A 20,579-nucleotide genomic window follows, 5' to 3' on the forward strand; every position below is an offset into this window, starting at 1 on the left:
CGAGGCATGATCGACCTGGCCACCCTGCTCATCTGGCTTTGAGGACAGGCCCTAGGGCACGCCAGGTCGCACGTGGGCTGGCGCGTGGCTGGCGTGGGGGGTTTCGCGTGGGGGGTTTCGCGTTTTGTCACCTTGTTGCGCGAAAGAGCGCTCCCATTTCGCATCAAGCCTACAAAACGCGAAAAGAGGGGTGCGTGGGGTGAGCGCCCGTGGGCGCGTGGGGTTGGCGCCTGCCGGGCGCGGGCCAGGTGTGGGTGAGCGCCTGCTGGGCGTGGGGTGAGCGCGGGCCGGGTGTGGGGTGAGCGCCTGCCGGGGGTGAGCGCGGGCCGGGCGTGGGGTGAGCGCGGGCCGGGTGTGGGGTGAGCGCCGCGGGGCGGGGGTGGGTGTCAGGGCCAGGAGGGTTCGTCCTCGTGGCACACGACGAGCTCGCGGATCTCGCAGCCCGGGGGCTGGGTGAGCGCGTGCAGGATCGCCGCCGCCACGTGCTCCGGCGGGTTGAGCTTGCTCTCGTCCGGCGGGCGGTACTTCTCCTCGCGCTCGTCGAAGAACCTGGTGCGCATCCCGCCGGGGACCACGAGCGTGACACCGATCCGCCCTGCCAACTCGGCGGCAAGGGAGCGGGTGAAGCCGACGACACCGAACTTCGACGCGCAGTAGGCGCTGGCCTCCGGCAGGGCGCGCAGCCCGAGCGTGGAGGCGACCGTGACGACCCTGCCCCGGGCGCGTTCCAGGTGCGGCAGCGCGGCGCGCACCACCGCGACCGTGCCGAGCAGGTTGACCTGGACCACTCGCTCCCAGTCCGATGTGGACACTGCTGCCAGCGGGCCGCAGCTGTCGATCCCGGCCGCCGTCACCACCGCGCCGATGCCCCCGGTCAAGGCCGCTGCCTCGGCGACGGCCCGCTCCGCGGCGGCACTGTCGGAGAGGTCGACCGGGACGAAGTCCGCGGTGTCGGCCGGGGCTGCCTTGTCCAGCACGACCGCGCGGCCTCCCCCGGCTCGCACGGCATCGGCGACGGCGGCCCCGAGCCCGGACGAACCCCCGGTCACCACAACGGTTCTCCCTCGCACAGCGCTGTCTCCTTCCCCGCTCATCCGGCGTCAGCCAGTGCGGCGGCCAGCCGGGTCGTCGACCGGCCGGGGTGGTACGGGACCGTGACCGCGCAGCCGCCCCACGACCTCAGCAGGGCCGCTTCTGGCAGCTCCTCGACGCGGTGGTCCTCGCCCTTGACCCAGATGTCTGGCCGCAGTGCGCCAACGACGGACTCGGGTGTGTCCTCGTCGAACACGGCGACGGCGTCGACACAGCTCAGGGACTCCAGCAGCTCGGCACGCTCCGACTCGCGGTTGATCGGGCGTCCGGGGCCTTTGAGCCGTCGGGCCGAGTCGTCGGAGTTCATGCAGACGATGAGGCAGTCCCCCAGCGACCGCGCGGCGGCGAGGGTCCTGGTGTGCCCGGCGTGCAACAGGTCGAAGCACCCGCCAGTCGCGACGACGGTGCCGCCCCGCGCCCGGACCTGGTCGGCCACCCGGAGCGCACAACCTGTGTCCACAGCAGACACGTTCTCGGCCCCGGCACCGGACACCCCGCCGTCGGCGAGGAAGTGCGCCGCCGTCCGGACCGCGGCGGTGACCGCACCGGCAGCGGTGGCACCCGCGAGCAGCATGGTGGCCACGGTGACCGCGAACCGGTCACCCGCTCCACACGAATCGGCCACGGTGACCGCGGGCGCGGGCACCATCAGCGGGAGGCCGCCCTGGTCCAGCACCGCACCGCCCTCGCCGAGCGTTACCGCCACCGCCTCGGCGGACCAGCGGCGCCGAAGCCGGCCGGCCGCCCGGTGGGCCGCTATGACACCGCCGCCGCTCACGTCGGCCTCGGCCGCGTTCGGGGTCACCATCGCCGCCCCGGGAACCGGGTCGGGGCCGCGGGGATGCGGGTCCCACACCACCGGGACCTGACTGGCACGCTGCCCGAGCAGCTCCCGCAACCGCGTGTCCCGCGCCAGCCCCCGGCCGTAGTCGGAGACGAGCACGGCTCCCGCCTCGCGCACCGCCTCCAGCATCGCCTCGCTCGCGCGGGGCGCCGGGCCGGGCGCTCCCTCGTCGATGCGGGCGAGCGACTGGCCGTGGCACCGCAGCCTCGACTTGACCGCGGTCGCGGCTTCGGCCGGTCCGGCGACCAGATTGACGTGGTCAAGCTCGGCGCGCAGGCGGTGCCCCGCCTCGTCCCCGGCGATCGCGGTGACCAACGTGACGTCGGTGCCGTCCCGCGCCGCGAGCAGTGCGGCCAGGCCCGCGCCACCCGGGCGGTGGTGACGGCTGGTCAGGTCGAGCACGGGAGCGGGGGCCTCCGGGCAGACCCGGCTCACCGTGCCGACGAGGTCCACGTCGAGCAGCGTGTCACCGACGACGACGAGGTTCACGACGCCCTCCTGTCGGAGTCCACTTCGGACAGTGCGGCCTCGAACGCCGCGCAGATCACGTGCACCGCGACGAGCTGGGCCTCTTGCACCGAGCAGGTGGAGCCCGGCAGCTCCACCGCCTCGTCGGCCGCGTCGGCCAGCGGGTTGGGTCCGGGCCCGGTCAGCGCCCACACCCGTGCGCCCGCCGATCGGGCGGCCTCGGCCGCGCGCACCAGGTTCGGGCTGCGCCCCGAGGTGGACAGCAGCAGCACCAGGTCCCCGGGGCGCGCGTGCGCAGTGACCTGCCGCGCGAAGACCTGCTCGTAGCCGTAGTCGTTGCCGATCGCGGTCATGCTGGAGCTCTCGGCGTGCAGCGCGATCGCGGAGAACGGCCGCCGGTCGTCGTGGAAGCGGCCGACGAGCTCGGCGGTGAGGTGCTGTGCCTCGGCGGCCGAGCCGCCGTTGCCCGCCGCGAGCAGCCGCGCCCCGCCGCCGAGCCGTTCGGCGAGGACCTCGCCCCACCTGCCGAGCGTGCCGGTCTTCCGGCGCAGCACCGACAGCGTGGCCGTCAACTCGTCGATGTGCACGCGGCCGATCGGATCGGGAAGCACACGGCTCATCGCGACTCACCCACAGACCGCTCGCCGGCGATGAGGTCACGACTCACCTGGGCGCGTTCGTAGATCCGCGTGGTGTCCACGGCGACGCGGTCCCACGAGTACCGGCACTCCGCGCGGTCACGCCCCGCGGCGCCGAACTCCGAGCACCGCAGCGGGTCGGTGATGAACGCGCGCAGAGCCTTCACCAGCGCCTGAGGATCACGAGGTGGCACGTGCCTTCCCGTCACGCCGTCCACGACGGTGTCGACGAGGCCGCCCACGGCGCTGGCGACCACCGGGACGCCACAGGCCATCGCCTCCAGCGGCACGATTCCGAACGGCTCGTACCACGGCGTGCACACCACGGCGTCGGCCGACCGCAGCAGCGACGGCATGTCCTCCCGGGAGACCTGTCCCAGCAACGAGACCCGGTCTCCGACGCCGAGCCGGGTCGCGTGCGCGAGCAACCGCCTGGCCTCGGGATCGCCGCTGAGCCGCCGCTTGCGCGGGCCGCCGGCGATCACCAGCTCGGTGCCGGGCAGGCCGGGCAGCGCGGAGATCACGGTGTCGATCCCCTTGCGCGGGACCAGTCTGCCCACCGAGACGATGCGCTTGTCGTGCTTCCTCGGCGCACGCGGACCGGTCGGCGTGAACATCTCCAGGTCGACGCCGCTGGGCACCACGGACACCCGGGCACGCGCCGCGCCCATCCTGATCAGCTCGAAGACCTCGTCGGTGCACGTCGCGGCGATGCGGTCGGCCTTGCGGCAGATCAACCGCTCCACGGACAACCGGGCGGGCGGGCTGGTGTCGGCCCGGCCCTGGTGCCTGCGCTTCACCACGCCCAAGGCGTGGAAGGTCTGCACCGTGGGCACGTCGAGATCCTTGGCGCCCAGCAGGGTCGCCAGGCCGGACATCCAGAAGTGGGCGTGCACCACGTCCGGCCGCTCGCGGGACCAGCTCCGCCGCAACTCGTCGGCGAAACCGCCCATGTGCGGCAGCAGCTCGTCCTTCGACAGGCACCTCGCCGGTCCCGCCGCCACGTGCACCACCCGGTACCCCTGCGAGGTGGTCACCACCTCCGGCAGGCCGGGACCGTCCCTGCGGGTGAAGACAGTCACCTCGTGGCCGAGTCTGGTCATCGCCGCGGACAGCTCCGCGACATGAAGGTTCTGGCCCCCGGCATCGACACATCCGAGCGCGGCCAGTGGGCTGGCGTGTTCGGAGACCATGGCAACTCTCATCTCGTCACCTCCTCTTGGTGTCACTGGCGACCCGGCACAACAACCGGTCCCAGCTCTCGACGAACGCAGCGAGCCCGTAGTGGGCGAGGGCGAACTTCCTGGCGCCACGGCCGAGCTGGACGGCCAGATCCTGATCCTCGGTCACCAGCTCCAGCGCGGCGGCGAGCTCGTCGACGCTGGTGGAGACGAACCCCGCGTCGGCGGGCACCGCCCTGGCCGCCTCGGTGGCGCACAACGCGATCACCGGCATGCCCAGGTGCATCGCCTCGATCAGCGACAGACCCAGCGAGGTCCAGCGCGGCGTGTGCACGTAGGCCCTGCGCCGGGCCAGCTCGGCGTGCAACAGGCCGGACGGCAGGTCACCAACGGGCGTGAGCCGGTCGCGACCGATCCGCAGTCGCTCGTTGATCCCGTCCAGCTCCATGCCGAAGACGTCCAGCGGCGCGACGTCGGCGAAGCGCGGCAACAGGTCCGTTCCGGTCACCCGCCACCGCCGCACCGGCTCGTTGATCACCACGCCCGCTCGTGGCAGCTCACCGGTGTAGCGCTCCCCCGGGTCGACGACACCGTGCTCGACCACGGTCGTCGGCGTGCTGCCGCAGTCCCACATCAGGTCGTTGAAATGGGTGACGTGCGCGAGCACCAGGTCGTCGCGGTCCGCCATCGGGTGCCGGTGGCCGCCCTTGGGCGTGTTGTGCTCGACGTACACGGTGGGCACCCGCCGACCGAGCCACCTCTCGGCCAGCTCTGACTCCTCCGGCCGTTGCAGGACGACGACATCCACATCGGTGTCGCGGAGTAGCGCCGGGTCGACCTCACGTGCGGAACCCGGCCAGTCCCGCCCGAGCCGACCAGCGCCGTACGGGCCGCCCTCGGGCAGCCTCGGCAGCAGGTACTCGTGCGGCCCTTGGACGAAGGACGTCGTCCAACCACCGTGCACGTGCCAGACAAGGACTCTCACACTGTCACCGCCTGGAGCTCGTGGACGGCCTCGACGACGGCGTCCGGATGGACGGAGTTCAGGCAGGGGTGGCCCGGGATCGGGCATTCGCGGGCGCGCGTTCCACGGCACGCGGCCCGTTGGTCGCCGAGCAACCGGTACGGCACGCCGTGAGGTGCCCAGCGGCGCGCGGACACCACTGGCGCGAACAACGAGATCACCGGTGTGCCGACGGACGCGGCCAGGTGCGCCGGTCCGGTGTTGCCCGCCACGACGACCTCCGCTCCGGCCAACACACCGGCAAGCTCGGAGAAGCTCGTGCGGCCGCCGAGGTCCGTGCCGTGGACGCCGCTGACCACCGCGGTCAGGTCGCGCTCACCGGGTCCTCCGGTCACCACGACGCGGTGTCCGGCCTCGCTCAGCGCGGCGACGGTTTCGGCACAGCGCCGTGGCGACCAGGTGCGCGCGGGAGCAGAGGCTCCCGGATGCAGGACGACGTAGCGGCCGGTTCCGGTGAGTGCCGTGGTGTCCGGTGGGCTCAGCACCCGGAGGCGACCGTCGTCGCCGGGCGGGAGCGCGAAGCCCGCTGCCTCGGCCACGCTCAGCGCGCGCCGCGCCTCCGGCTGGTCGTCGAGGAAGTCGATGTCCGGCCGCAGCCTGGTGTCCAGCAGCGATCCCGCGTAGTCAACGGAGGCCGCCACCGTCCGGGGGACCCCTGCCAGTCGGAGCAGCAGCGCGAGCGGCAGCGACGACTGGTGGAACGACGTCAGGACCACCGCGACGTCGAACCGTCGCGCCGCGATCCTTTCGAGCAGCGTGTGCACGGAGGCGGGGTCGAAGACCGGTGCGTCGGGGACGATCCACGGGCACGTCCACTCGATGGTCTCCGAGACGCCTGGCAACAGCGCCGCGGCCTGTGCGCCGGACGGCCCGCACAGCAGCGTCACCGCGTTCCCGCCCGCCGCGACCGCGCGGATCGCCGGTCCGGCGAGCAGCACGTCGCCGTCGCTGTCGAGCCTGGCGACGAGCACCCGGGCGCTCATGAGAGCACGAGCCGCATCGCCGTGGGGAGGTCGTCGGCGACGTTGTCCGCGCGCCACACCTCCTCGGCTCTGGTCGCCGGGGTGGGGACGAGCACGGAACGGGCTCCGGCGCGCTCGGCGGCCTCGACATCGCCGCCGATGTCACCGACGACCACCGTCTCCTCCGGCAGGGCGCCGAGCTCGGCGCACGCGGCCAGCACGAGTCCGGGCTCGGGCTTGCGGCAGTGGCAACCATCGTCCGGCGTGTGCGGGCAGATCTGCCAGGTGTCGAAGGCACCGAAGATCTCATCGACCCTGGCGTTGACCGCGGTGAGCTGGTCGCGGGTCAGCAGGCCGCGCCCGACACCGGACTGGTTGCTGACCACTCCGACGGCCAGGCCGTGGGCCCGAGCTGCGGCGACGGCCGCGACGGCACCCTCCATGGGACGCACCGCCAACGGATCTCCGTTGTACGGAACGTCTTCCACGAGAGTTCCGTCGCGGTCGAACAGAACCGCTCGGGCATCGACGTGTTCCATGGTGACGGTGGTTGCCGGGGAGTTCCGGGGTAAACGCATGGGACGGAACTACTACTCCGCGTGCTCACTTCTGCCCCCTTCGTCGCCGTGTGCCACAACTCAGGGACGGGGATCCGAATGATCATTACTTTGCGCGCCTTGAAGATCGGGGACTTCCTCGTCGCGGTACCGGCACTCCGGGCGATCAAGCGGCACTGGCCGGAGGAGCGGCTCTGCCACGCGTGTCCTGGCTGGTTGACGCCCCTCGTCGACCTCGCGGGATGCGTCGACGAGGTCCTCCCCACACCAGGACTGAAACCTTTGCCCCTTAAGGCTTTTCGGCCAGACGTGGCGGTCAACATGCACGGTGCCGGACCGGAGAGCAACCGCGTTCTGGATGAACTGCAACCAAAGCGACGGATCGGGCATTCCGGCAACGGATGGCCCGGCCCAGCATGGGACGATGATCTTCACGAGCGCGACCGGTGGTGCACTATGCTTGCCGCGCAAGGAGTTCCGGCGGATCCGGACGATCTCCGGCTCCGTCCACCCGGGACACCGAGCCGGTTTCCGGGTGCTGTTGTCGTCCACCCCGGCGCCGCCTACGGCAGCAAACGCTGGCCGCCGGAGCGTTTCGCCCAGGTGGCGGCAGAGCTGGCGCGCCGGGGCGAGCAGGTGGTGGTCACCGGCGGGCCGTCGGAGGGCCGCCTCGTCGACGAGGTCGTGACGCGTGCCGGGAACGGGGTGCGCGCCGCGGGCCCGACGACACTTCCCCAGCTCGCCGCGCTCATCGCGGAGGCGTCCCTGGTGATCTGCGGGGACACCGGGACCGCGCACCTCAGCTACGCGTTCGGCACACCGTCGGTCGTGCTGTTCGGCCCCGCCCCCGCGGAGCACTGGGGCCCTCCCGAAGGCGCGCCGCACGTCGTGCTCACCGCCGCTGACCTGCGCCGGGGCGAGGCGTTCTCCGACGATCCCGATCCCGCCCTGCTCGGCGTCGGTGTCGACGACGTCCTGTCCTGTTTGCCGCCCGGCAGACGGGGCACCCGAATGTCCGGAGGTGACGGCCATGCCGGGTAAGGAAGCCATGCCATCGACCGTCAGACGTTCGTCGAAGAAGGCCCAGCGCACCTGGGTGAAGGCCCACGACTCCGCTGTGGAGTCCTACGGCGAGGGCGAGCGTTCGCACCGCGTCGCCTACGCCGCGCTGAAGCACACCCACGAGAAGGTCGGCGACCACTGGGAGGCCAAGGACGGCAAGGGGCCTTCGGACAAGCAAGCCGCGCGCCAATCGGGTGGCCGGCGTGGCAGGACAGCCTCGGGGGTCGATGCCAACGCCACCAAGCACCACCTCTACGACGTCGCCAAGAAGCTGGACGTGCCCGGCAGGTCGCGCATGACCAAGGACGAGCTCATCGAGGCGATCAAGCGGGCGAACGACCGCGAGACCGCCAAGGCCCGCTCGTGAACCCGGAGCCCGACCGCACGCCCGGCTTGGAGCCGGGCGGCGGGGTGCCTCCCGGGGAGACCCCGCCCGCCGAGGGCGGCGTCTCCGGACTGTCCCACCGGGAGCAACCGCCGCCCCCGCCCGCCGCGCACCGGGTGTGGATCGGCGTCACCCTCGGTGGCGTGGTGGCGTTGGTGCTGCTGGTGATCCTCCAGTCAGTCGACCTCCTCTAAGGATCACCATGTCGTTGTCCTACTGGATGACCGAACCGCCCGTGTCGTTCCCTGGATCCCCACCGTCCGAAGTGGACGTCGCGGTTCTCGGCGGCGGGATCGCCGGTATCACAACCGCCCACCTGCTCAAGCAGGCCGGTCTCACGGTCGCACTCGTCGAGGCGGGCGAGCTGGCGGCCGGCGTCAGCGGCCACACCACCGCCAAGATCACGGCGCAGCACGGTGCGATCTACCACCGGCTCCGCTCCTCCTACTCCCCCGCGGTCGCCGCCGCCTACGCCGGGAGCCAGCGGCTCGCGATCGAGTGGATCTTCTCGGAGCGCGAGCGCCTCGGTGTCGAGTGCGCTCTGTCCCGCCAGGACAACTTCCTCTACGCCGAGGACGAGTCGCGGGCGCGGGAGCTCGTGGCGGAAGCCGAGGCCGCTGCCGCCGCCGGCCTGGACGCCGCCCACGTCAGCGAGACGGACCTGCCGTACCGGGTGGCTGGCGCGGTCCGGCTCAGCGGTCAGGCGCAGTTCCACCCGCGAAAATGGTTGCTGGGCTTGGCGAGCGAGATCCCCGGTGACGGCAGCCACGTCGTCACCGGAAGCCGGGCGCGGGCTCTGGCGGAGGGCACACCGCACGTCGTCACGACCGAGACGGGCGAGATCCGCGCCGACCACGTCGTGGTCACGACGCACCACCCTGTCTTCGACCGGGGCCTGTTCTTCCCCCGCCTGCGCCCGGTGCGGGACCTGGTGGTCGCCTCGGTGATCGAGGCGGGGTCCGGCCCGGCGGGCATGTACCTGGCCGACGACACCGGCCACTCCGTCCGCACCACACCGCACGAGGACGGGAAGGACCTGCTCATCGTCGGTGGTGAAGGGCACCCGGTGGACGAGGGAGCCACGGTGGCGCACCGGTTCCGGCGGCTGGCCGCATGGGCGCGGTCGCGGTTCGGCGTGGGGGATCCGGACTACCACTGGATGGCGCACGACCTGACCACCCCCGACTCCCTGCCGTACATCGGGCGGTTCCACCCGGCGACGAGGTCGGTCTGGGTGGCGACGGGCTTCGCGCACTGGGGAATGAGCAACGGCACCCTGGCGGGCCTGCTCCTGCGCGACCTGATCACGGGGGTGCACAACCCTCTCGCCGAGCTCTACGACCCGCTCCGGCTCACTCTCAAGCAGTCCCTGCCGGAACTGGTGAAGACGAACGCCCATGTCGCGTCGAGGCTGGTGGGCGACCGCCTCGCCGCGGTGGTGCACGGCAAGGTCGACGGTCTCGCCCCCGGGACCTCGATCGTCACCACCGAGGGCGCGCGCCCGGTCGCCGCGTACCGGACCGAGGGCGGAGAGCTGCACAAGCTCTCCGCCCGCTGCACGCACCTCGGCTGTCTGGTCGCCTTCAACGACGGTGACCGGACCTGGGACTGCCCGTGCCACGGGTCGCGCTTCGGGATAGACGGATCCGTGGTGCAGGGGCCCGCTGTCCGCCCCTTGCGGCGGCTGGAGTGAGCCAGCGGGCCCCAGGGGTGACCTAGAACGGCCCGAGGATGATCCGGGCGGAACGCGGGTTGCCGTCGTGCACAAGGGATTCGAAGTGGCCGACGTCGTCGAAGGCGAAGCCGTAGGCCTTGCCGTCCACCATGTTCGCGTGGATCACGCGGGAGTAGTGGTCGGTGATCGAGCGCGTGTAGAACTCCGCCGGGTTCAGCGTCGGCTGGGTGTGCAGGTAACCCAACGTCGAGCGGTGCAGCGCGGCGCACAACGTGCGGGCGATCGCGCCGATGTCGTTGTTGGGCGCGGCGAGCCGCCCGTCGCAGCCGAAGATGTCCTTGGAGCTCGGCTGCTGGAAGGACGCGACCCTGGCTCCGGCGGTGTTGGTGAAGTGCATGACCCCGGAGGCGTCCGTGCGGCCGGTGAACCGGTTGGCCGGGGTGTTCTCGTAGGGGACCACGGTCAGGTTGGTGTTGCGGTAGGTGTTCCAGACGCTCTGCGTGTAGCTGTCGAAGTAGTTCGCGCCGAAGATGCCGGACTCGATGCCCAGTCGCGGCGCCAGCGCGCGCAGCCGGGTGCCGTCGGCGCGGGTGTGGACCAGCCTGCCCCAGTCCCCGCCCTGGTTGCGCAGGCCGTCGAGGATGCGGTTGCGGCCGTTGGCGACCAGCTCACCGGTCTTCTTCACCTGGCCGGTGCCGGCGGTGACCTCGACCGCGTGCGGCACGCTGAACATGTCCACCTGCGAGGAGTTCAGCCAGAGCCCGCCGTCGTTGTAGGTGAACTCGCTCCAGTCGAAGAGGATGTCGCGGTTGGGGTCGCTGGGGTTCCACGGCGCGGGCTGGACCAGGCCGTCCGGGGTGAGGAAGAACTTCAGCTTCTGCCCGAAGGACATGTACAGCCGGCCGCCCGCGAGGTTGATCGGGATGTTGACCGTCCTGGAGGCGCCCTGGGCCGGGCCGGGGATGGACACGTCGGGCGCGGGGACGGGCGGGTTCCCGCCGCCGGACCACGGGGTGAACGCACCAGCGGCGTTCACGTGGCCGAGGCGGCCGTTGTAGACGCCGAGCACGTACAGGTGCACCTGGTCGGCACGGCCGGAGTTGTTGGTGACGGTGAGCGGCAGCAGGCTCGGCGCGGCCTGGGCGGGAGTTGCCGTCACACCAAGGAGAACCACGGGTAAGGCGGTCGCGATCGCCGCCAGCCACGAGAGAAATCTCGTTCGCACAGTCTCACTCCTCGTTGAGTGCGGTCGAGCAACGCGGGGTCGAGCACACGAGGCGGCCCCTCGGCACGGCCGGCGGACACCGCGCGAGAGCGCTCTCATGGTCGGGTCGGATCCGGTGTGTTGTCAACGGCCGGGCGGCGTCCCACCGGTTCAGGCGCCGGAATGGGAGAATGTGACCATGGACGTGCGATCCAGGAATCACGTTGTCGTGACGGGTAATCCGGACGGACCAGCGATGATGCTCGCGCACGGGTTCGGCTGCGACCAGAACATGTGGCGGCTCGTCGTGCCCGCGCTCGCCGAGCACTTCCGGGTGATCTTGTTCGACCATGTGGGTGCGGGCCGGTCGGACCGGTCGGCGTGGCGGCCGGAGCGGCACGCGAGGCTGGACGGCTACGCCGAGGACGTCCTGGAGATCTGCCGGGAGCTGGGCCTGCGCGAGCTCACCCTCGTCGGGCACTCGGTCAGCGCGATGATCGGCGTGCTCGCCGCCGTGCGGGAGCCGGAGCGCTTCGCCCGGCTGGTGCTGCTCACCCCGTCGCCGCGCTACGTCGACGACGTGGGCTACCGGGGCGGGTTCAGCCGCGCCGACATCGACGAGCTGCTGGAGTCCCTGGACGCCAACTACCTCGGCTGGTCCGCGGCGCTGGCGCCGGTGATCATGGGCACCCCGGAGCGGCCCGAGCTCGGCGAGGAGCTGGCGAACAGCTTCTGCCGCACCGATCCCACGATCGCCAAGGCCTTCGCCCGCACCACGTTCCTCTCCGACAACCGGGAGGACCTCGCCGAGGTCACCGTGCCGACGCTGGTGGTGGAGTGCGCCGCCGACGCGATCGCCCCGCGCGGGATCGGCGCCTTCGTCGCCGACCGGGTTCCGGGGAGCACCCTGGTCACCCTCGACGCCACCGGGCACTGCCCGCAGCTGAGCGCCCCGGAGGCGACCGCGGCCGCGATCCTGGACTTCGCGCTCGCCGGGGCCCGGTGACGCGCCCCGACCTCCTGCCGGAGGAGAGCGCGGAGGACCTGTACGAGAACGCGCCGTGCGGCTACCTCTCCACCCTGCCGGACGGGCGGATCATCAAGGTCAACAAGACGCTGCTGGACCTGCTTGGCCACGACCGCGAGACTCTCGTCGGCAGGCGCAGGTTCGCCGACCTGCTCACCGTCGGCGGCAGGCTCTACCACGAGACCCACTTCGCGCCCCTGCTGATGATGCAGGGCGAGGCCGGCGGGATCGCGCTGGAGCTCACGACCGCGAGCGGCTCCCGGCTGCCGGTGCTGATCCGGTCGGTGCTCAGGACCGGACCGGACGGCAAACCGCTGCTCATCCGCACCACGGTCTTCGACGCGCGCGACCGGCACGCCTACGAGCGGGAACTGCTGCGCGCCCGCCAGGAAGCCGAGCTGGAGCACGAACGCATGCGGCGGCTGGCCACGACGCTGCAACGGACCCTGCTCCCGCCGAAGCTGTCCCCGGTGCCCGGCATGGAGGTCGCCGCGCACTACCGGATCGCGTCACCGGACCAGGTCGGCGGCGACTTCTACGACCTGTTCCCCCTCGCGGGCGACCGGTGGGGTTTCTTCGTCGGCGACGTGTGCGGCAAGGGCGCGGGTGCGGCGGCCCTGACGTCGCTGACCCGCTACACGCTGCGCGCGGCCGCCGTGTACGACCCCGAGCAGCCGACGGCGGTGCTGGCCACCCTCAACACCGTGCTCAACCAGGAGTACGTCCGCTCCGACCCCCGCTTCTGCACGGTGATCTTCGGCTTGCTCGTCCCGGATGGCGACGGCTACTCCGCCACCCTGGCCAGCGGCGGCCACCCACCCGCGCTTCTGTTGCGCGCCAACGGATCCGCCGAGTTCCTGGCCACGCCGGGCGGACAGCTGGTCGGGGTGCTCCCCGACGCGCGCTTCAGCTCGACGACCGTCCGCCTCGCGCCCGGCGACGCGCTGCTGCTCTACACCGACGGGCTCACCGAAGGCCGGATCGGCACCACTCGGCACCGCTACGGCGAGGACGCGCTGCTCGCCTTCGCCGCGAATGCGGCTCCGCGGTCGGCCCCCGCGCTGATCGAGGCGATGACCACGCTGCTCAGCGAGTTCGACGACGGACCGGACGACGACGTCGCGGTGCTCGCGTTGAGCGTCAAGGACACGCGCGGCGAATCCCAACAGTCCACATAGGACGATCGACGGCACCGTCCGGTCGACTGGCGCCTGTCCCACAAGTCGTCCCGAGGAGCCGCCCCGCCCCCGTCCCCCGTGCCCGTCCCCCGTGCCCCCGTCCCCGTCCCCGTCCCCCGTGCGCGCGGGCTGACGTGGTCGAGCGTGGTCGGGGGTGGTCGAGCGTGGTCGGGGGTGGTCGGGGGTGGTCGGGGTTTTCGGGGTGGTCGGGGTTCTCGCGTTTTGTAGGCTTAATGCGCAAGAGAGCGCTCTCATTTCGCATTAAGCCTACAAAACGCGAAAAGAGGGGCGCGCGAGTGAGGGCGCCGGGGGCGAGCGCCGGGTGGGGACGTCAGGTGGGGGGCGCCGGGTGGGGGCGTCAGGTGGGGGACGTCAGGTGGGGGGCGCCGGGGGCGGAGAGGTGGTGTCGCCGGTTGCAGGGAACGGCATAGCCGCGCGGCGGGGCGTGGGGCTCAGCTGAGCCGTTTCGTCATCACGACACTGGTCTCGTCGTAGCCGAGCTTGCCGTAGAGCGACCGTGCGACCGTGTTGGTGCCGTGGACGTGCAGTTGCACGAACTCCACGCACAGCGCGTGCGCCTTGTCCTCCACCGCGCGCATCAACGCCTCGCCGTAGCCCTTGCCTCGCAGGGGCTCTTTGACGCGGATGTCGTAGACGTAGGCGCTCCGGCCGGAGCTGTCGGTGCGTTCGGCGATCCAGAGCACGCCCACGACGAGGTTGCCGTCGCGGGCGGTGTACAGGTGGTGGCCGGGCGTCGCCGGGCCGTCCGGCAGCAGCTTGGCGTGCTCCGCCTCCGCCAGGCCCAGGGCCAGTTCCTCGGCCCACTTCCCGGACTCGACGCTCAACGCGGCGTAGGACGCGATCGTCTCGCGCTCGAAGGCCACGTACTCCTCGTCGGTCATCCCGTGCAGCTGGACTTCGGCCATGTGCACAGCGAACAGCGCCGGGGGCGGGAAGTCCACCACCGGCGCTGGTCGCGAGTGATTCTCCTAGCGCTGGGCGAGGATGGCGACCTCGCCGTCGGTCAGCGCGCGGTCGAACACGCGGACGTCGTCCACGGCGCCGCGCAGGAAGTCGACCTGGCCGCCGCCGTACTGGCCACGGCCGATCACCGTGTTACCGGTGGTCTTCACCGCCGAGCACGCGCTCTGCGATGCGACTTTGGCGCCGTCCACGTAGAGCGACAGGGTGCCCGCCTTGGCGTCCCGGACACCGGTGAGGTGGTACCACTTCCCCACCTCCGGCTTGGTCGGCGACAGCGCGCGCAGGCCGACGAAGCTCATCGCCCAGCGCTGGTCCTGCCCGGAGTACTGGAGGAAGAACGCGCTGTCCCGGCCGGTGTCCTGGCTGACCACGGTCTGGAAGGCACCGCCCGCCTCGTCCAGCTTCGCCCACGCCGACACCGAGTAGCTGCCCGAGGTGTCCACCTGGCTGACACCCGTGTCGGCCTGGCCGTCACCCGCGAAGGACACCGCGCCGCCCGCCACACCGGTGGTCCACCGCGCGTTGGTCAGCGTGGCGTTGGCCTTGCCCACCGAGTCCGCCGCGGTGCTGCCGGAACCCTCGTCGAACCGGTACGCGTGCACCCCTTGCAGCCCAGGGGTTCCCGGGCCGGGGTCGGGCTGGCCTCCGCTGCCGTCCGCGCCGCGGATGACCGCCTCGTTGACCGCGCGCACCCGGGGGAAGTCCATCTTCTTCACCTGCCTGTCGTAGGTGAAGAAGCCGTTGACCTCGTGTTCCACGTCGGTGATCTGGGTGTAGATGGCGCCGCTGATCGCGCAGCTCCTGGCAGCCGCGAGCACGTCCTGCTGGTTCTGCACGTAGCGGCGGGTCAGGGTCTCCTTGTCCTGCACCATCTCGTAGGCGTGGCCCTCGCCGAACCACATGTGGCCGTCGACCTCCAGGCCGTAGCCGCCGTGCTCGCCGTCGATGGCCGCGCGGGTGGCGTCCGGCAACGGCTTGGCGGGCCCGGGATAGGCGTGCCAGTCCAGCACCTGCCCCTTGCCGGAGTCGCCGAGGGAGTCACAGCAGTTGACGCCGCTGTGCGCGTTCACCGGGCGGGTCGGGTCCTGCGCGCGCACCGCCTCGGCGATGCGGCCGGTGGCCTCCCGGTTCCACTCGCCCCAGCCCTCGTTGAACGGCACCCAGCCGACCACCGAGGTCCAGTTCTTCTTCTGCGCCACGATCTCGTGCAGCTCCCGCTCGAACTGCTGCTGCGCGTCCACGGGCGGGCGCCCGCCGGTGCGCATCGACGGCATGTCCTGCCACACCAGCAGGCCGAGCTTGTCGGCGTGGTAGTACCAGCGGTCCGGCTCGGTCTTGATGTGCTTGCGCACGGTGTTGAAGCCGAGCACCTTGTGCTGTTCGAGGTCGAAGCGCAGCGCCTTGTCGGTCGGCGCGGTGTAGATGCCGTCCGGCCAGTAGCCCTGGTCCAAAGTGGACATCTGGAAGAGGATCTTCCCGTTGAGCGTGAGGCGCAGCCTGCCGTCCTTGCCCTTGGCGGTGCCGATCTCACGCATGCCGAAGTACGAGGAGACCCGGTCCACCGGGCGGTCGCGGTCCTTCAGCACGACGTCGAGGTCGTAGAGGAACGGCGTGTCCGGCGTCCACAGCTTGGCGCCGGGCACCGGCAGCGTCAGCGGCTGGTCGGCCCTGCCCTCGGTGCGGCTGACCACGCGGCCGCCGTCGCGCACGACCGCCTCGACGGTGTGCCCGGCCGCGGTGCCGCCGGAGTTCACGGTCAGCCGCAGCGTGCCGGTGTCCACGTCGGCGACCATGTCCAGGGTCTCGGTGCGGGCGGGCGCGACCGGCTCCATCCACACCGTCTGCCAGATGCCGGAAGCGCCCTCGTAGAAGATGCCGCGGTCCGGCACCCTGCGCTGCTTGCCGACCGGCTGCCAGGTGGCGTCGGTGCGGTCCTCGACACCGACGATCACCTCCTGCTCACCGGAGGGCCGCAGCGCGGCGGTGACGTCGGCGGAGAACGCGCCGTAGCCGCCCTGGTGCGCGGCGACCCGCTGGCCGTTGACCCACACGGTGGCCTTGTAGTCCACCGCGCCGAAGTGCAGCTTGAGCCGGTTCTCGCCGATCTTCCAGTTCCGCGGCACCGTGAACGTGCGGCGGTACCACATGTGGTCCTCGTGCCGCTGGACGCCGGACAGCGCCGACTCCGTGGGGTAGGGCACGAGGATGCGCTCGGCCAGCGGCTTGCCGACCGGTGGGGCCTCGCCGGGCGCGGCGCCCGCGAACTCCCAGACGCCGTTGAGGTTCTGCCAGTCCTTGCGGACCAGTTGGGGCCGCGGGTACTCGGGCAGGGCGTTGTTCGGCCCGACCTCGTGGGTCCACGGCGTCACCATGCGCGGCTTGGCCGGTTTCCACTCCGGCACGGCCGCCGTCGCCGCCGAGGTGGCCATCAGCAGGGCGGAGGCGAACGCGACCACGGTGGTCACCGACCGTCTGGCGAACGCGCGCGCGGGATGCTTCGGTGGGGATGACAGCACTGTCGAACACCCTTCTCAGGAGGACAACAGGCGGATGCTGGCGGCGGGCATCGACCGGGACCCATTTCACATTCGTGGATGAACAGGTGTCAACACCTTCGATCAGCTTTCATCAGCTTTGAACAGGGCGACCGTCGAACGGCCGAGCGGCGAACGGAGCACTGTTGATTGCTGTTCGATCGCGCGGTGCTTCCGGGTCAGTCCTCGAACGTCATGGCGGAGTGCCGCGGGTCCTGCGAGCACACGAACACGTAGAGCGCGCCCAGGCTGCCGAACTTCCAGCCGACGGGGTTCACCGACTTCGGCAGGCACTCGCACGAGTCGTGCGGGTACTCGTAGGTGTCCAGCGCGAGCAGCGCCCTGCGCGTGGCGGAGCACTCCGGGCAGCGCAGCAGGTGGTGCGGCTCGCCGCCGTACCAGGTGGTCCAGCCGCCGACCTTGCAGCCCTGCGCGAAGGACTCCGAGAGCGGGTGCTCCTCGATCTCGCACGGGTCCAGCACGCACGGCCTGGCGTGGAAGTGCTCGTCGTCGTAGAGCGGGCGGGGCGGCGGCTCCGCGGCGGGCGTGGTCACGGCGGTTGAGTTGCGCCACACCACCCTGGCGCCGGGGCCGTCGAGGGTGCCGCCGGGGCAGACGAGCACCTGGAGCAGGTCGGTGCCCTGGGGGTAGGGCAGGTTCGGGAAGTCCCTGCGGTAGAGCTGGAGGGCGCTGTACGCCGGGACCGGCCAGGGTTCCTCAGCCGGCCACAGCAGCGGGCCACCGATGTGGCTCTGCCGCGCGGTCGGCTGCCCTTGGGCGGGATGCAGGCGCATGGCGGGGAGGGCGACGTTCACGAGGTCCGCGTCGGTGGGGTGCACACGACGGAAGTTACGGACGAAAAGACGTTGCCACGTAGGCAATCCTTCGCCCGGAAGGGTCGAGTTGCCCGGGTTGTCCGGCGCTGCAGGGGACGGCGGGGGTCGTGCTCAGCGCGCGGCGGCGAAACCCGTTGCCGCACAAGCACGTTCGATCTCCCCTGCGGGGTACGGCGTCGCCCGGCTCTCGCCGAAGAGGTTCCAGTAGAACTGGTTCACCACGACGACGACCGGGGCGTAGCGCCGCACGATCGCGGCGGCCACCGGCGGAAGGCCCACCGGCTCCTCCCCCTCCGCGACGCGGCGGATGTAGTCGTTGCGCTCCACGGGGATCGTCGCGCCCGGCGGAACCGCGCCGCTGAGGTTGGTCACCAGCCAGTTCACCAGGTGCATCACCACGTAGCACTCGTCATGGGTGGCGTTGCGCTCGACGAACTCCGACTCGGCCTCGGAGAGCTCGAAGCGCGACGACGTCGCGAGGCCGAGATCGGCGAGGTACAGCCGCTTGCCGTCGGTGAGGATGTTGCGGAAGTGCGCGTCGAAGTGGAACAGGCCGCGCGAGTTCATGAACGACGTCGCCGCCCGGAGCTCGCGCTCCACCATGCCCGCCGCGGCCTCGATGTCCCCTTCGACCTGGGTGCCGAGCCAGTCGTGCAGGTCCTGCGGCAGGTACTCCTGGAACAGCAGCACACTGGCCGAGGCGCGCGCGTTCGCGTGCAGGCGTTCCCGGAGCGCCTCCGCCCCGTGCCAGAACTCGACCGTGCTGTCCACTTCGGACAGTTGGTCGGCGGTGAGCCCCACCCGCTCCGGCCCGTCGAGGACGCGCCAGTGGTAGGTCAGCGGGAAGCTCTCGCACTCCCCGCCGAGCACCCAGTTCGTGGCCATCACGTTGGCGGCGACCTCACGCCAGACGCCGAACCCCGGCGAGCCGACGCCGTACTGCAAGTAGGTGGGGAGCTGGAACACGTTCGCGGTGGAGAGCACGTTCTCCGGCCGCCGCTCCAGGTCGGTGAGCGGCACGCGTTTGACGAAGACCCGGACGCCGTCGATCTCCACCAGCGAGGCCGTGCCGCCGATCCCGGTGCCGAGCACCTTCGCCTCGTCCAGGAGCCGTCCCAGCCGCTGGTCGCTGAGCAGGGTCAACGCGGTGGAGACGGTTCCGTGGGCAGCGATCCGTTCGGCATGCGACAAGCTCATGCCGCCGAGGCTACCCGCGATCGCAGCACGGTGATCACGTAATCGTCGCCGCACCACGCGGCCTGGCCGGACAGCGGGGAGCTGGTGCGGCCGTCGCGGTAGCGCACGAAGGTCTCGTGGTGCTCGACCGGGCCCTTGGCGCGCAGCGCGGCGCGGACCAGCGGGGTGTCCGACTGGTCCGAGCGGCGCGCGGGCGGCACAAAGCCGCGGGGCGCGGCGAAGAGCACCGTGCCCGCGGCGTCGTGCAGCACGACAGCTCCGGCCTCCGTGAGGTGCCGCGCCGCCCACACGCAGCACGCCTCACGGGAGGCCGCCGAGGACTCGTAGAGGTCGACGACGTCCCGCGCCGTCGGCCCCGCCGGTCCGATCCGTTGCCTGATCTGGTCGTCGGGCAGCAGCACCTGCGCCGCGAAGGCGTCGCACGCCTCCTCCTGGAACCGCACCGGGTCCTCGGCGTCGAAGGTCCGCTCGCCGAGCCCGACATCGTTCTGCTGGAGGTGGTGGCCCAGCTCGTGCAGGGCCGTGAACGCGCGCCGCCGGTGGGACAGCGACCTGCCGACGAGCAGCGTCGGTGGACTGAGCTCGGGGTGGTAGCTCCCGGAGACCGAGCAGCCCTGGCCGTCGGAGTGCTCTTCGACGAGGAGCACCCGCAGGTCGGTCCAGGACGCCAGCTCGATGATCGGGTGCGGCCGCAGCCGCTCCGCCGCGCCGGGGTGGTCGCGTTCGAGTACCGCGAGCATCGCCCGCGCCTGTTCCTGGGCCGCTTCGGGGTAGCGGCCGCGCATCAGCCCTCCCGCGGTGGTTCCGGATCGGCGGGCCGCTGGAGGAACTGCCGCAGCCGCCTGTGCCAGTCCGGGGTGGCGCCGCCGGTCTGCCTGCCCGCCAGTGCGAAGGTGCCGTAGCTCGCGGTCAGCCGGGCGGTGGCCTCGTCGGTCCCGTCGCGTTCGGCCAGTTCGGTCCAGGTCGGCCGCCAGCGCGGGTGCTCGACCTCGGCGACCAGCTCGTGCGGCAGCGCCAGCACCGCCTTGGTGACGTCCTCCGTGGACAGCCCGGTCTCCGCGGCGACGACGGCGGCCAGGTCCGGGGTGAGCGGCCGCGTCCCGCTGAGCAGCTTCATGACCTCGTGCTGCGGCAGCCCCAGTGCCGAGCGCAGCAGCTCGATCTTGGGGCCCTTGCCGAGCAGCGAGGCCAGGGTGATGGGCGCGTCGCCGGGCTTGACCACCGGGAGCGCGGGCGCGAGCCGCAACCGCTCCAGGGTGTCCTCCAGCTCCGCGCGGACGTCGGCGGCGGGTTCCAGCGCCGAGGTCACCGCCGTGCCCCGGCGGGTGCCCGGCGGAACGACGTCGGAGGGTGTGGGGACGGCCGTCGCGGCCCAGTGCACGACGTCCTGTTCCCACGCGTCGACCGGGCGGTCGAGCACCCGGATCGGGATCGGGCCGGTGAGACCGGCCCACAGCGTCGCTGGCACCCCGAACACCGTGCGGGCGCCGTCGACGACCAGGCAGAGGTCGTCCTCCGCCGGGGGGTCGAGCGTCACCGGGGCGGCGATGACGTCCCGGTCCTCCACGCTCAGCACCAGGACGAGGGCCCGGTCCTCGTCCCATCTGGCCCGCCACAGCTGACCGGGCTCGATCACGGCGTCGGCGACGTCGCCGAACCGCTCGTCCGGTCCTTGCGCCTGCTCCAGCAGGGCGAGGAAGCGCTGCGGCATTCCGGGTTCACTCATGGTGT

Annotated in this window: 20 protein-coding genes; 6 read left to right on the plus strand and 14 right to left on the minus strand. The window is 71.7% G+C overall.

All coding sequences use genetic code 11. The annotated features are described in order from the left end of the window. Positions 1-386: 386 nt before the first annotated feature. The 7 genes from ACFFQA_RS15545 to ACFFQA_RS15575 are packed head-to-tail and all read right to left on the minus strand — an operon-like array spanning position 387 to position 6,748. Entirely contained in the window at positions 387-1,094 is a 708-nt protein-coding gene (locus ACFFQA_RS15545) for an SDR family oxidoreductase (RefSeq protein WP_377852654.1), read from the minus strand. After that, positions 1,091-2,425 (minus strand): PfkB family carbohydrate kinase, encoded by a 1,335-nt coding sequence (locus tag ACFFQA_RS15550; protein WP_377852655.1) that lies wholly within the window; start codon positions 2,423-2,425, stop codon positions 1,091-1,093. The genes ACFFQA_RS15545 and ACFFQA_RS15550 overlap by 4 nt, the downstream gene beginning before the upstream one ends. Then, on the minus strand, positions 2,422-3,024 hold the full coding sequence (locus tag ACFFQA_RS15555; protein ID WP_377852656.1) for a D-sedoheptulose-7-phosphate isomerase: 603 nt from the start codon (positions 3,022-3,024) through the stop codon (positions 2,422-2,424). The genes ACFFQA_RS15550 and ACFFQA_RS15555 overlap by 4 nt, the downstream gene beginning before the upstream one ends. Further along, a complete protein-coding gene (locus ACFFQA_RS15560) occupies positions 3,021-4,247 on the minus strand; it encodes a glycosyltransferase (protein ID WP_377852657.1) in 1,227 nt (408 codons plus the stop codon). Before ACFFQA_RS15560 ends, ACFFQA_RS15555 begins: the two co-directional genes overlap by 4 nt. A gap of 4 nt (positions 4,248-4,251) precedes the next feature. Next, positions 4,252-5,208 carry a glycosyltransferase gene (locus ACFFQA_RS15565; RefSeq protein WP_377852658.1) on the minus strand — a complete coding sequence of 319 codons (957 nt, stop codon included), beginning with the start codon at positions 5,206-5,208 and terminating at the stop codon, positions 4,252-4,254. Next, positions 5,205-6,230 carry a glycosyltransferase family 9 protein gene (locus tag ACFFQA_RS15570; protein WP_377852659.1) on the minus strand — a complete coding sequence of 342 codons (1,026 nt, stop codon included), beginning with the start codon at positions 6,228-6,230 and terminating at the stop codon, positions 5,205-5,207. Before ACFFQA_RS15570 ends, ACFFQA_RS15565 begins: the two co-directional genes overlap by 4 nt. Beyond that, on the minus strand, positions 6,227-6,748 hold the full coding sequence (locus ACFFQA_RS15575) for a D-glycero-alpha-D-manno-heptose-1,7-bisphosphate 7-phosphatase (protein ID WP_377852660.1): 522 nt from the start codon (positions 6,746-6,748) through the stop codon (positions 6,227-6,229). Before ACFFQA_RS15575 ends, ACFFQA_RS15570 begins: the two co-directional genes overlap by 4 nt. A 474-nt stretch (positions 6,749-7,222) precedes the next feature. Between ACFFQA_RS15575 and ACFFQA_RS15580 the strand changes: the two genes are divergently transcribed. Genes ACFFQA_RS15580 through ACFFQA_RS15595 form a run of 4 tightly spaced genes read left to right on the plus strand, consistent with a single transcriptional unit; the run spans position 7,223 to position 9,906 of the window. Then, on the plus strand, positions 7,223-7,807 hold the full coding sequence (locus tag ACFFQA_RS15580; protein ID WP_377852661.1) for a glycosyltransferase family 9 protein: 585 nt from the start codon (positions 7,223-7,225) through the stop codon (positions 7,805-7,807). Then, positions 7,797-8,195 (plus strand): ChaB family protein, encoded by a 399-nt coding sequence (locus ACFFQA_RS15585; protein WP_377852662.1) that lies wholly within the window; start codon positions 7,797-7,799, stop codon positions 8,193-8,195. Before ACFFQA_RS15580 ends, ACFFQA_RS15585 begins: the two co-directional genes overlap by 11 nt. Continuing rightward, a complete protein-coding gene (locus tag ACFFQA_RS15590; RefSeq protein ID WP_377852663.1) occupies positions 8,192-8,407 on the plus strand; it encodes a DUF6480 family protein in 216 nt (71 codons plus the stop codon). Before ACFFQA_RS15585 ends, ACFFQA_RS15590 begins: the two co-directional genes overlap by 4 nt. Positions 8,408-8,415: 8 nt before the next feature. Further along, positions 8,416-9,906: an FAD-dependent oxidoreductase gene (locus ACFFQA_RS15595; protein ID WP_377852664.1), complete on the plus strand. Its 1,491-nt coding sequence runs from the start codon at positions 8,416-8,418 to the stop codon at positions 9,904-9,906. A gap of 22 nt (positions 9,907-9,928) precedes the next feature. Here ACFFQA_RS15595 and ACFFQA_RS15600 read toward each other — a convergent pair whose 3' ends face one another. Then, positions 9,929-11,113: a beta-1,3-glucanase family protein gene (locus ACFFQA_RS15600; RefSeq protein ID WP_377852665.1), complete on the minus strand. Its 1,185-nt coding sequence runs from the start codon at positions 11,111-11,113 to the stop codon at positions 9,929-9,931. Positions 11,114-11,321: 208 nt separating this feature from the next. On the opposite strand from ACFFQA_RS15600, the gene ACFFQA_RS15605 reads away from it, so the two are divergent. Further along, on the plus strand, positions 11,322-12,098 hold the full coding sequence (locus ACFFQA_RS15605) for an alpha/beta fold hydrolase (protein ID WP_377852666.1): 777 nt from the start codon (positions 11,322-11,324) through the stop codon (positions 12,096-12,098). Next, positions 12,095-13,297, plus strand: a complete 1,203-nt coding sequence (locus tag ACFFQA_RS15610) for a SpoIIE family protein phosphatase (protein ID WP_377852667.1) — start codon at positions 12,095-12,097, stop codon at positions 13,295-13,297. Before ACFFQA_RS15605 ends, ACFFQA_RS15610 begins: the two co-directional genes overlap by 4 nt. Positions 13,298-13,749: 452 nt before the next feature. On the opposite strand, the gene ACFFQA_RS15615 is transcribed toward ACFFQA_RS15610, so the two are convergent. The 6 genes from ACFFQA_RS15615 to ACFFQA_RS15640 all read right to left on the minus strand — a co-directional run bounded on the left by ACFFQA_RS15615 (position 13,750) and on the right by ACFFQA_RS15640 (position 20,574). Further along, complete coding sequence (locus ACFFQA_RS15615; protein ID WP_377852668.1) at positions 13,750-14,223, minus strand: GNAT family N-acetyltransferase; 474 nt, start codon at positions 14,221-14,223, stop codon at positions 13,750-13,752. A gap of 63 nt (positions 14,224-14,286) precedes the next feature. Next, positions 14,287-16,710 (minus strand): LamG-like jellyroll fold domain-containing protein, encoded by a 2,424-nt coding sequence (locus ACFFQA_RS15620; protein ID WP_377852804.1) that lies wholly within the window; start codon positions 16,708-16,710, stop codon positions 14,287-14,289. Positions 16,711-16,994: 284 nt separating this feature from the next. Continuing rightward, the gene (locus ACFFQA_RS15625; protein ID WP_377852669.1) at positions 16,995-17,654 is read right to left on the minus strand and encodes a YwqG family protein; all 660 of its coding nucleotides are present in this window, start codon (positions 17,652-17,654) and stop codon (positions 16,995-16,997) included. Positions 17,655-17,762: 108 nt separating this feature from the next. After that, a complete protein-coding gene (locus ACFFQA_RS15630; RefSeq protein ID WP_377852670.1) occupies positions 17,763-18,848 on the minus strand; it encodes a protein kinase family protein in 1,086 nt (361 codons plus the stop codon). After that, the gene (locus tag ACFFQA_RS15635; protein ID WP_377852671.1) at positions 18,845-19,633 is read right to left on the minus strand and encodes an ImmA/IrrE family metallo-endopeptidase; all 789 of its coding nucleotides are present in this window, start codon (positions 19,631-19,633) and stop codon (positions 18,845-18,847) included. Before ACFFQA_RS15635 ends, ACFFQA_RS15630 begins: the two co-directional genes overlap by 4 nt. Continuing rightward, a complete protein-coding gene (locus tag ACFFQA_RS15640) occupies positions 19,633-20,574 on the minus strand; it encodes a hypothetical protein (RefSeq protein WP_377852672.1) in 942 nt (313 codons plus the stop codon). Before ACFFQA_RS15640 ends, ACFFQA_RS15635 begins: the two co-directional genes overlap by 1 nt. Positions 20,575-20,579: the final 5 nt, after the last annotated feature.

The organism is Allokutzneria oryzae (genome assembly GCF_042429765.1).
Classification (GTDB): Bacteria; Actinomycetota; Actinomycetes; order Mycobacteriales; family Pseudonocardiaceae; genus Allokutzneria; species Allokutzneria oryzae.

What these genes read in the sequence shown, in the direction of transcription:
- ACFFQA_RS15575 (WP_377852660.1), bottom strand. Translation starts at nt 6,748, where the DNA reads ATGGAACACGTCGATGCCCGAGCGGTTCTGTTCGACCGCGACGGAACT.
- ACFFQA_RS15560 (WP_377852657.1), bottom strand. Translation starts at nt 4,247, where the DNA reads ATGAGAGTTGCCATGGTCTCCGAACACGCCAGCCCACTGGCCGCGCTC.
- ACFFQA_RS15630 (WP_377852670.1), bottom strand. Translation starts at nt 18,848, where the DNA reads ATGAGCTTGTCGCATGCCGAACGGATCGCTGCCCACGGAACCGTCTCC.
- ACFFQA_RS15620 (WP_377852804.1), bottom strand. Translation starts at nt 16,710, where the DNA reads ATGGCCACCTCGGCGGCGACGGCGGCCGTGCCGGAGTGGAAACCGGCC.
- ACFFQA_RS15545 (WP_377852654.1), bottom strand. Translation starts at nt 1,094, where the DNA reads ATGAGCGGGGAAGGAGACAGCGCTGTGCGAGGGAGAACCGTTGTGGTG.
- ACFFQA_RS15615 (WP_377852668.1), bottom strand. Translation starts at nt 14,223, where the DNA reads ATGGCCGAAGTCCAGCTGCACGGGATGACCGACGAGGAGTACGTGGCC.
- ACFFQA_RS15555 (WP_377852656.1), bottom strand. Translation starts at nt 3,024, where the DNA reads ATGAGCCGTGTGCTTCCCGATCCGATCGGCCGCGTGCACATCGACGAG.
- ACFFQA_RS15585 (WP_377852662.1), top strand. Translation starts at nt 7,797, where the DNA reads ATGCCGGGTAAGGAAGCCATGCCATCGACCGTCAGACGTTCGTCGAAG.
- ACFFQA_RS15595 (WP_377852664.1), top strand. Translation starts at nt 8,416, where the DNA reads ATGTCGTTGTCCTACTGGATGACCGAACCGCCCGTGTCGTTCCCTGGA.
- ACFFQA_RS15570 (WP_377852659.1), bottom strand. Translation starts at nt 6,230, where the DNA reads ATGAGCGCCCGGGTGCTCGTCGCCAGGCTCGACAGCGACGGCGACGTG.
- ACFFQA_RS15635 (WP_377852671.1), bottom strand. Translation starts at nt 19,633, where the DNA reads ATGCGCGGCCGCTACCCCGAAGCGGCCCAGGAACAGGCGCGGGCGATG.
- ACFFQA_RS15580 (WP_377852661.1), top strand. Translation starts at nt 7,223, where the DNA reads ATGCTTGCCGCGCAAGGAGTTCCGGCGGATCCGGACGATCTCCGGCTC.
- ACFFQA_RS15640 (WP_377852672.1), bottom strand. Translation starts at nt 20,574, where the DNA reads ATGAGTGAACCCGGAATGCCGCAGCGCTTCCTCGCCCTGCTGGAGCAG.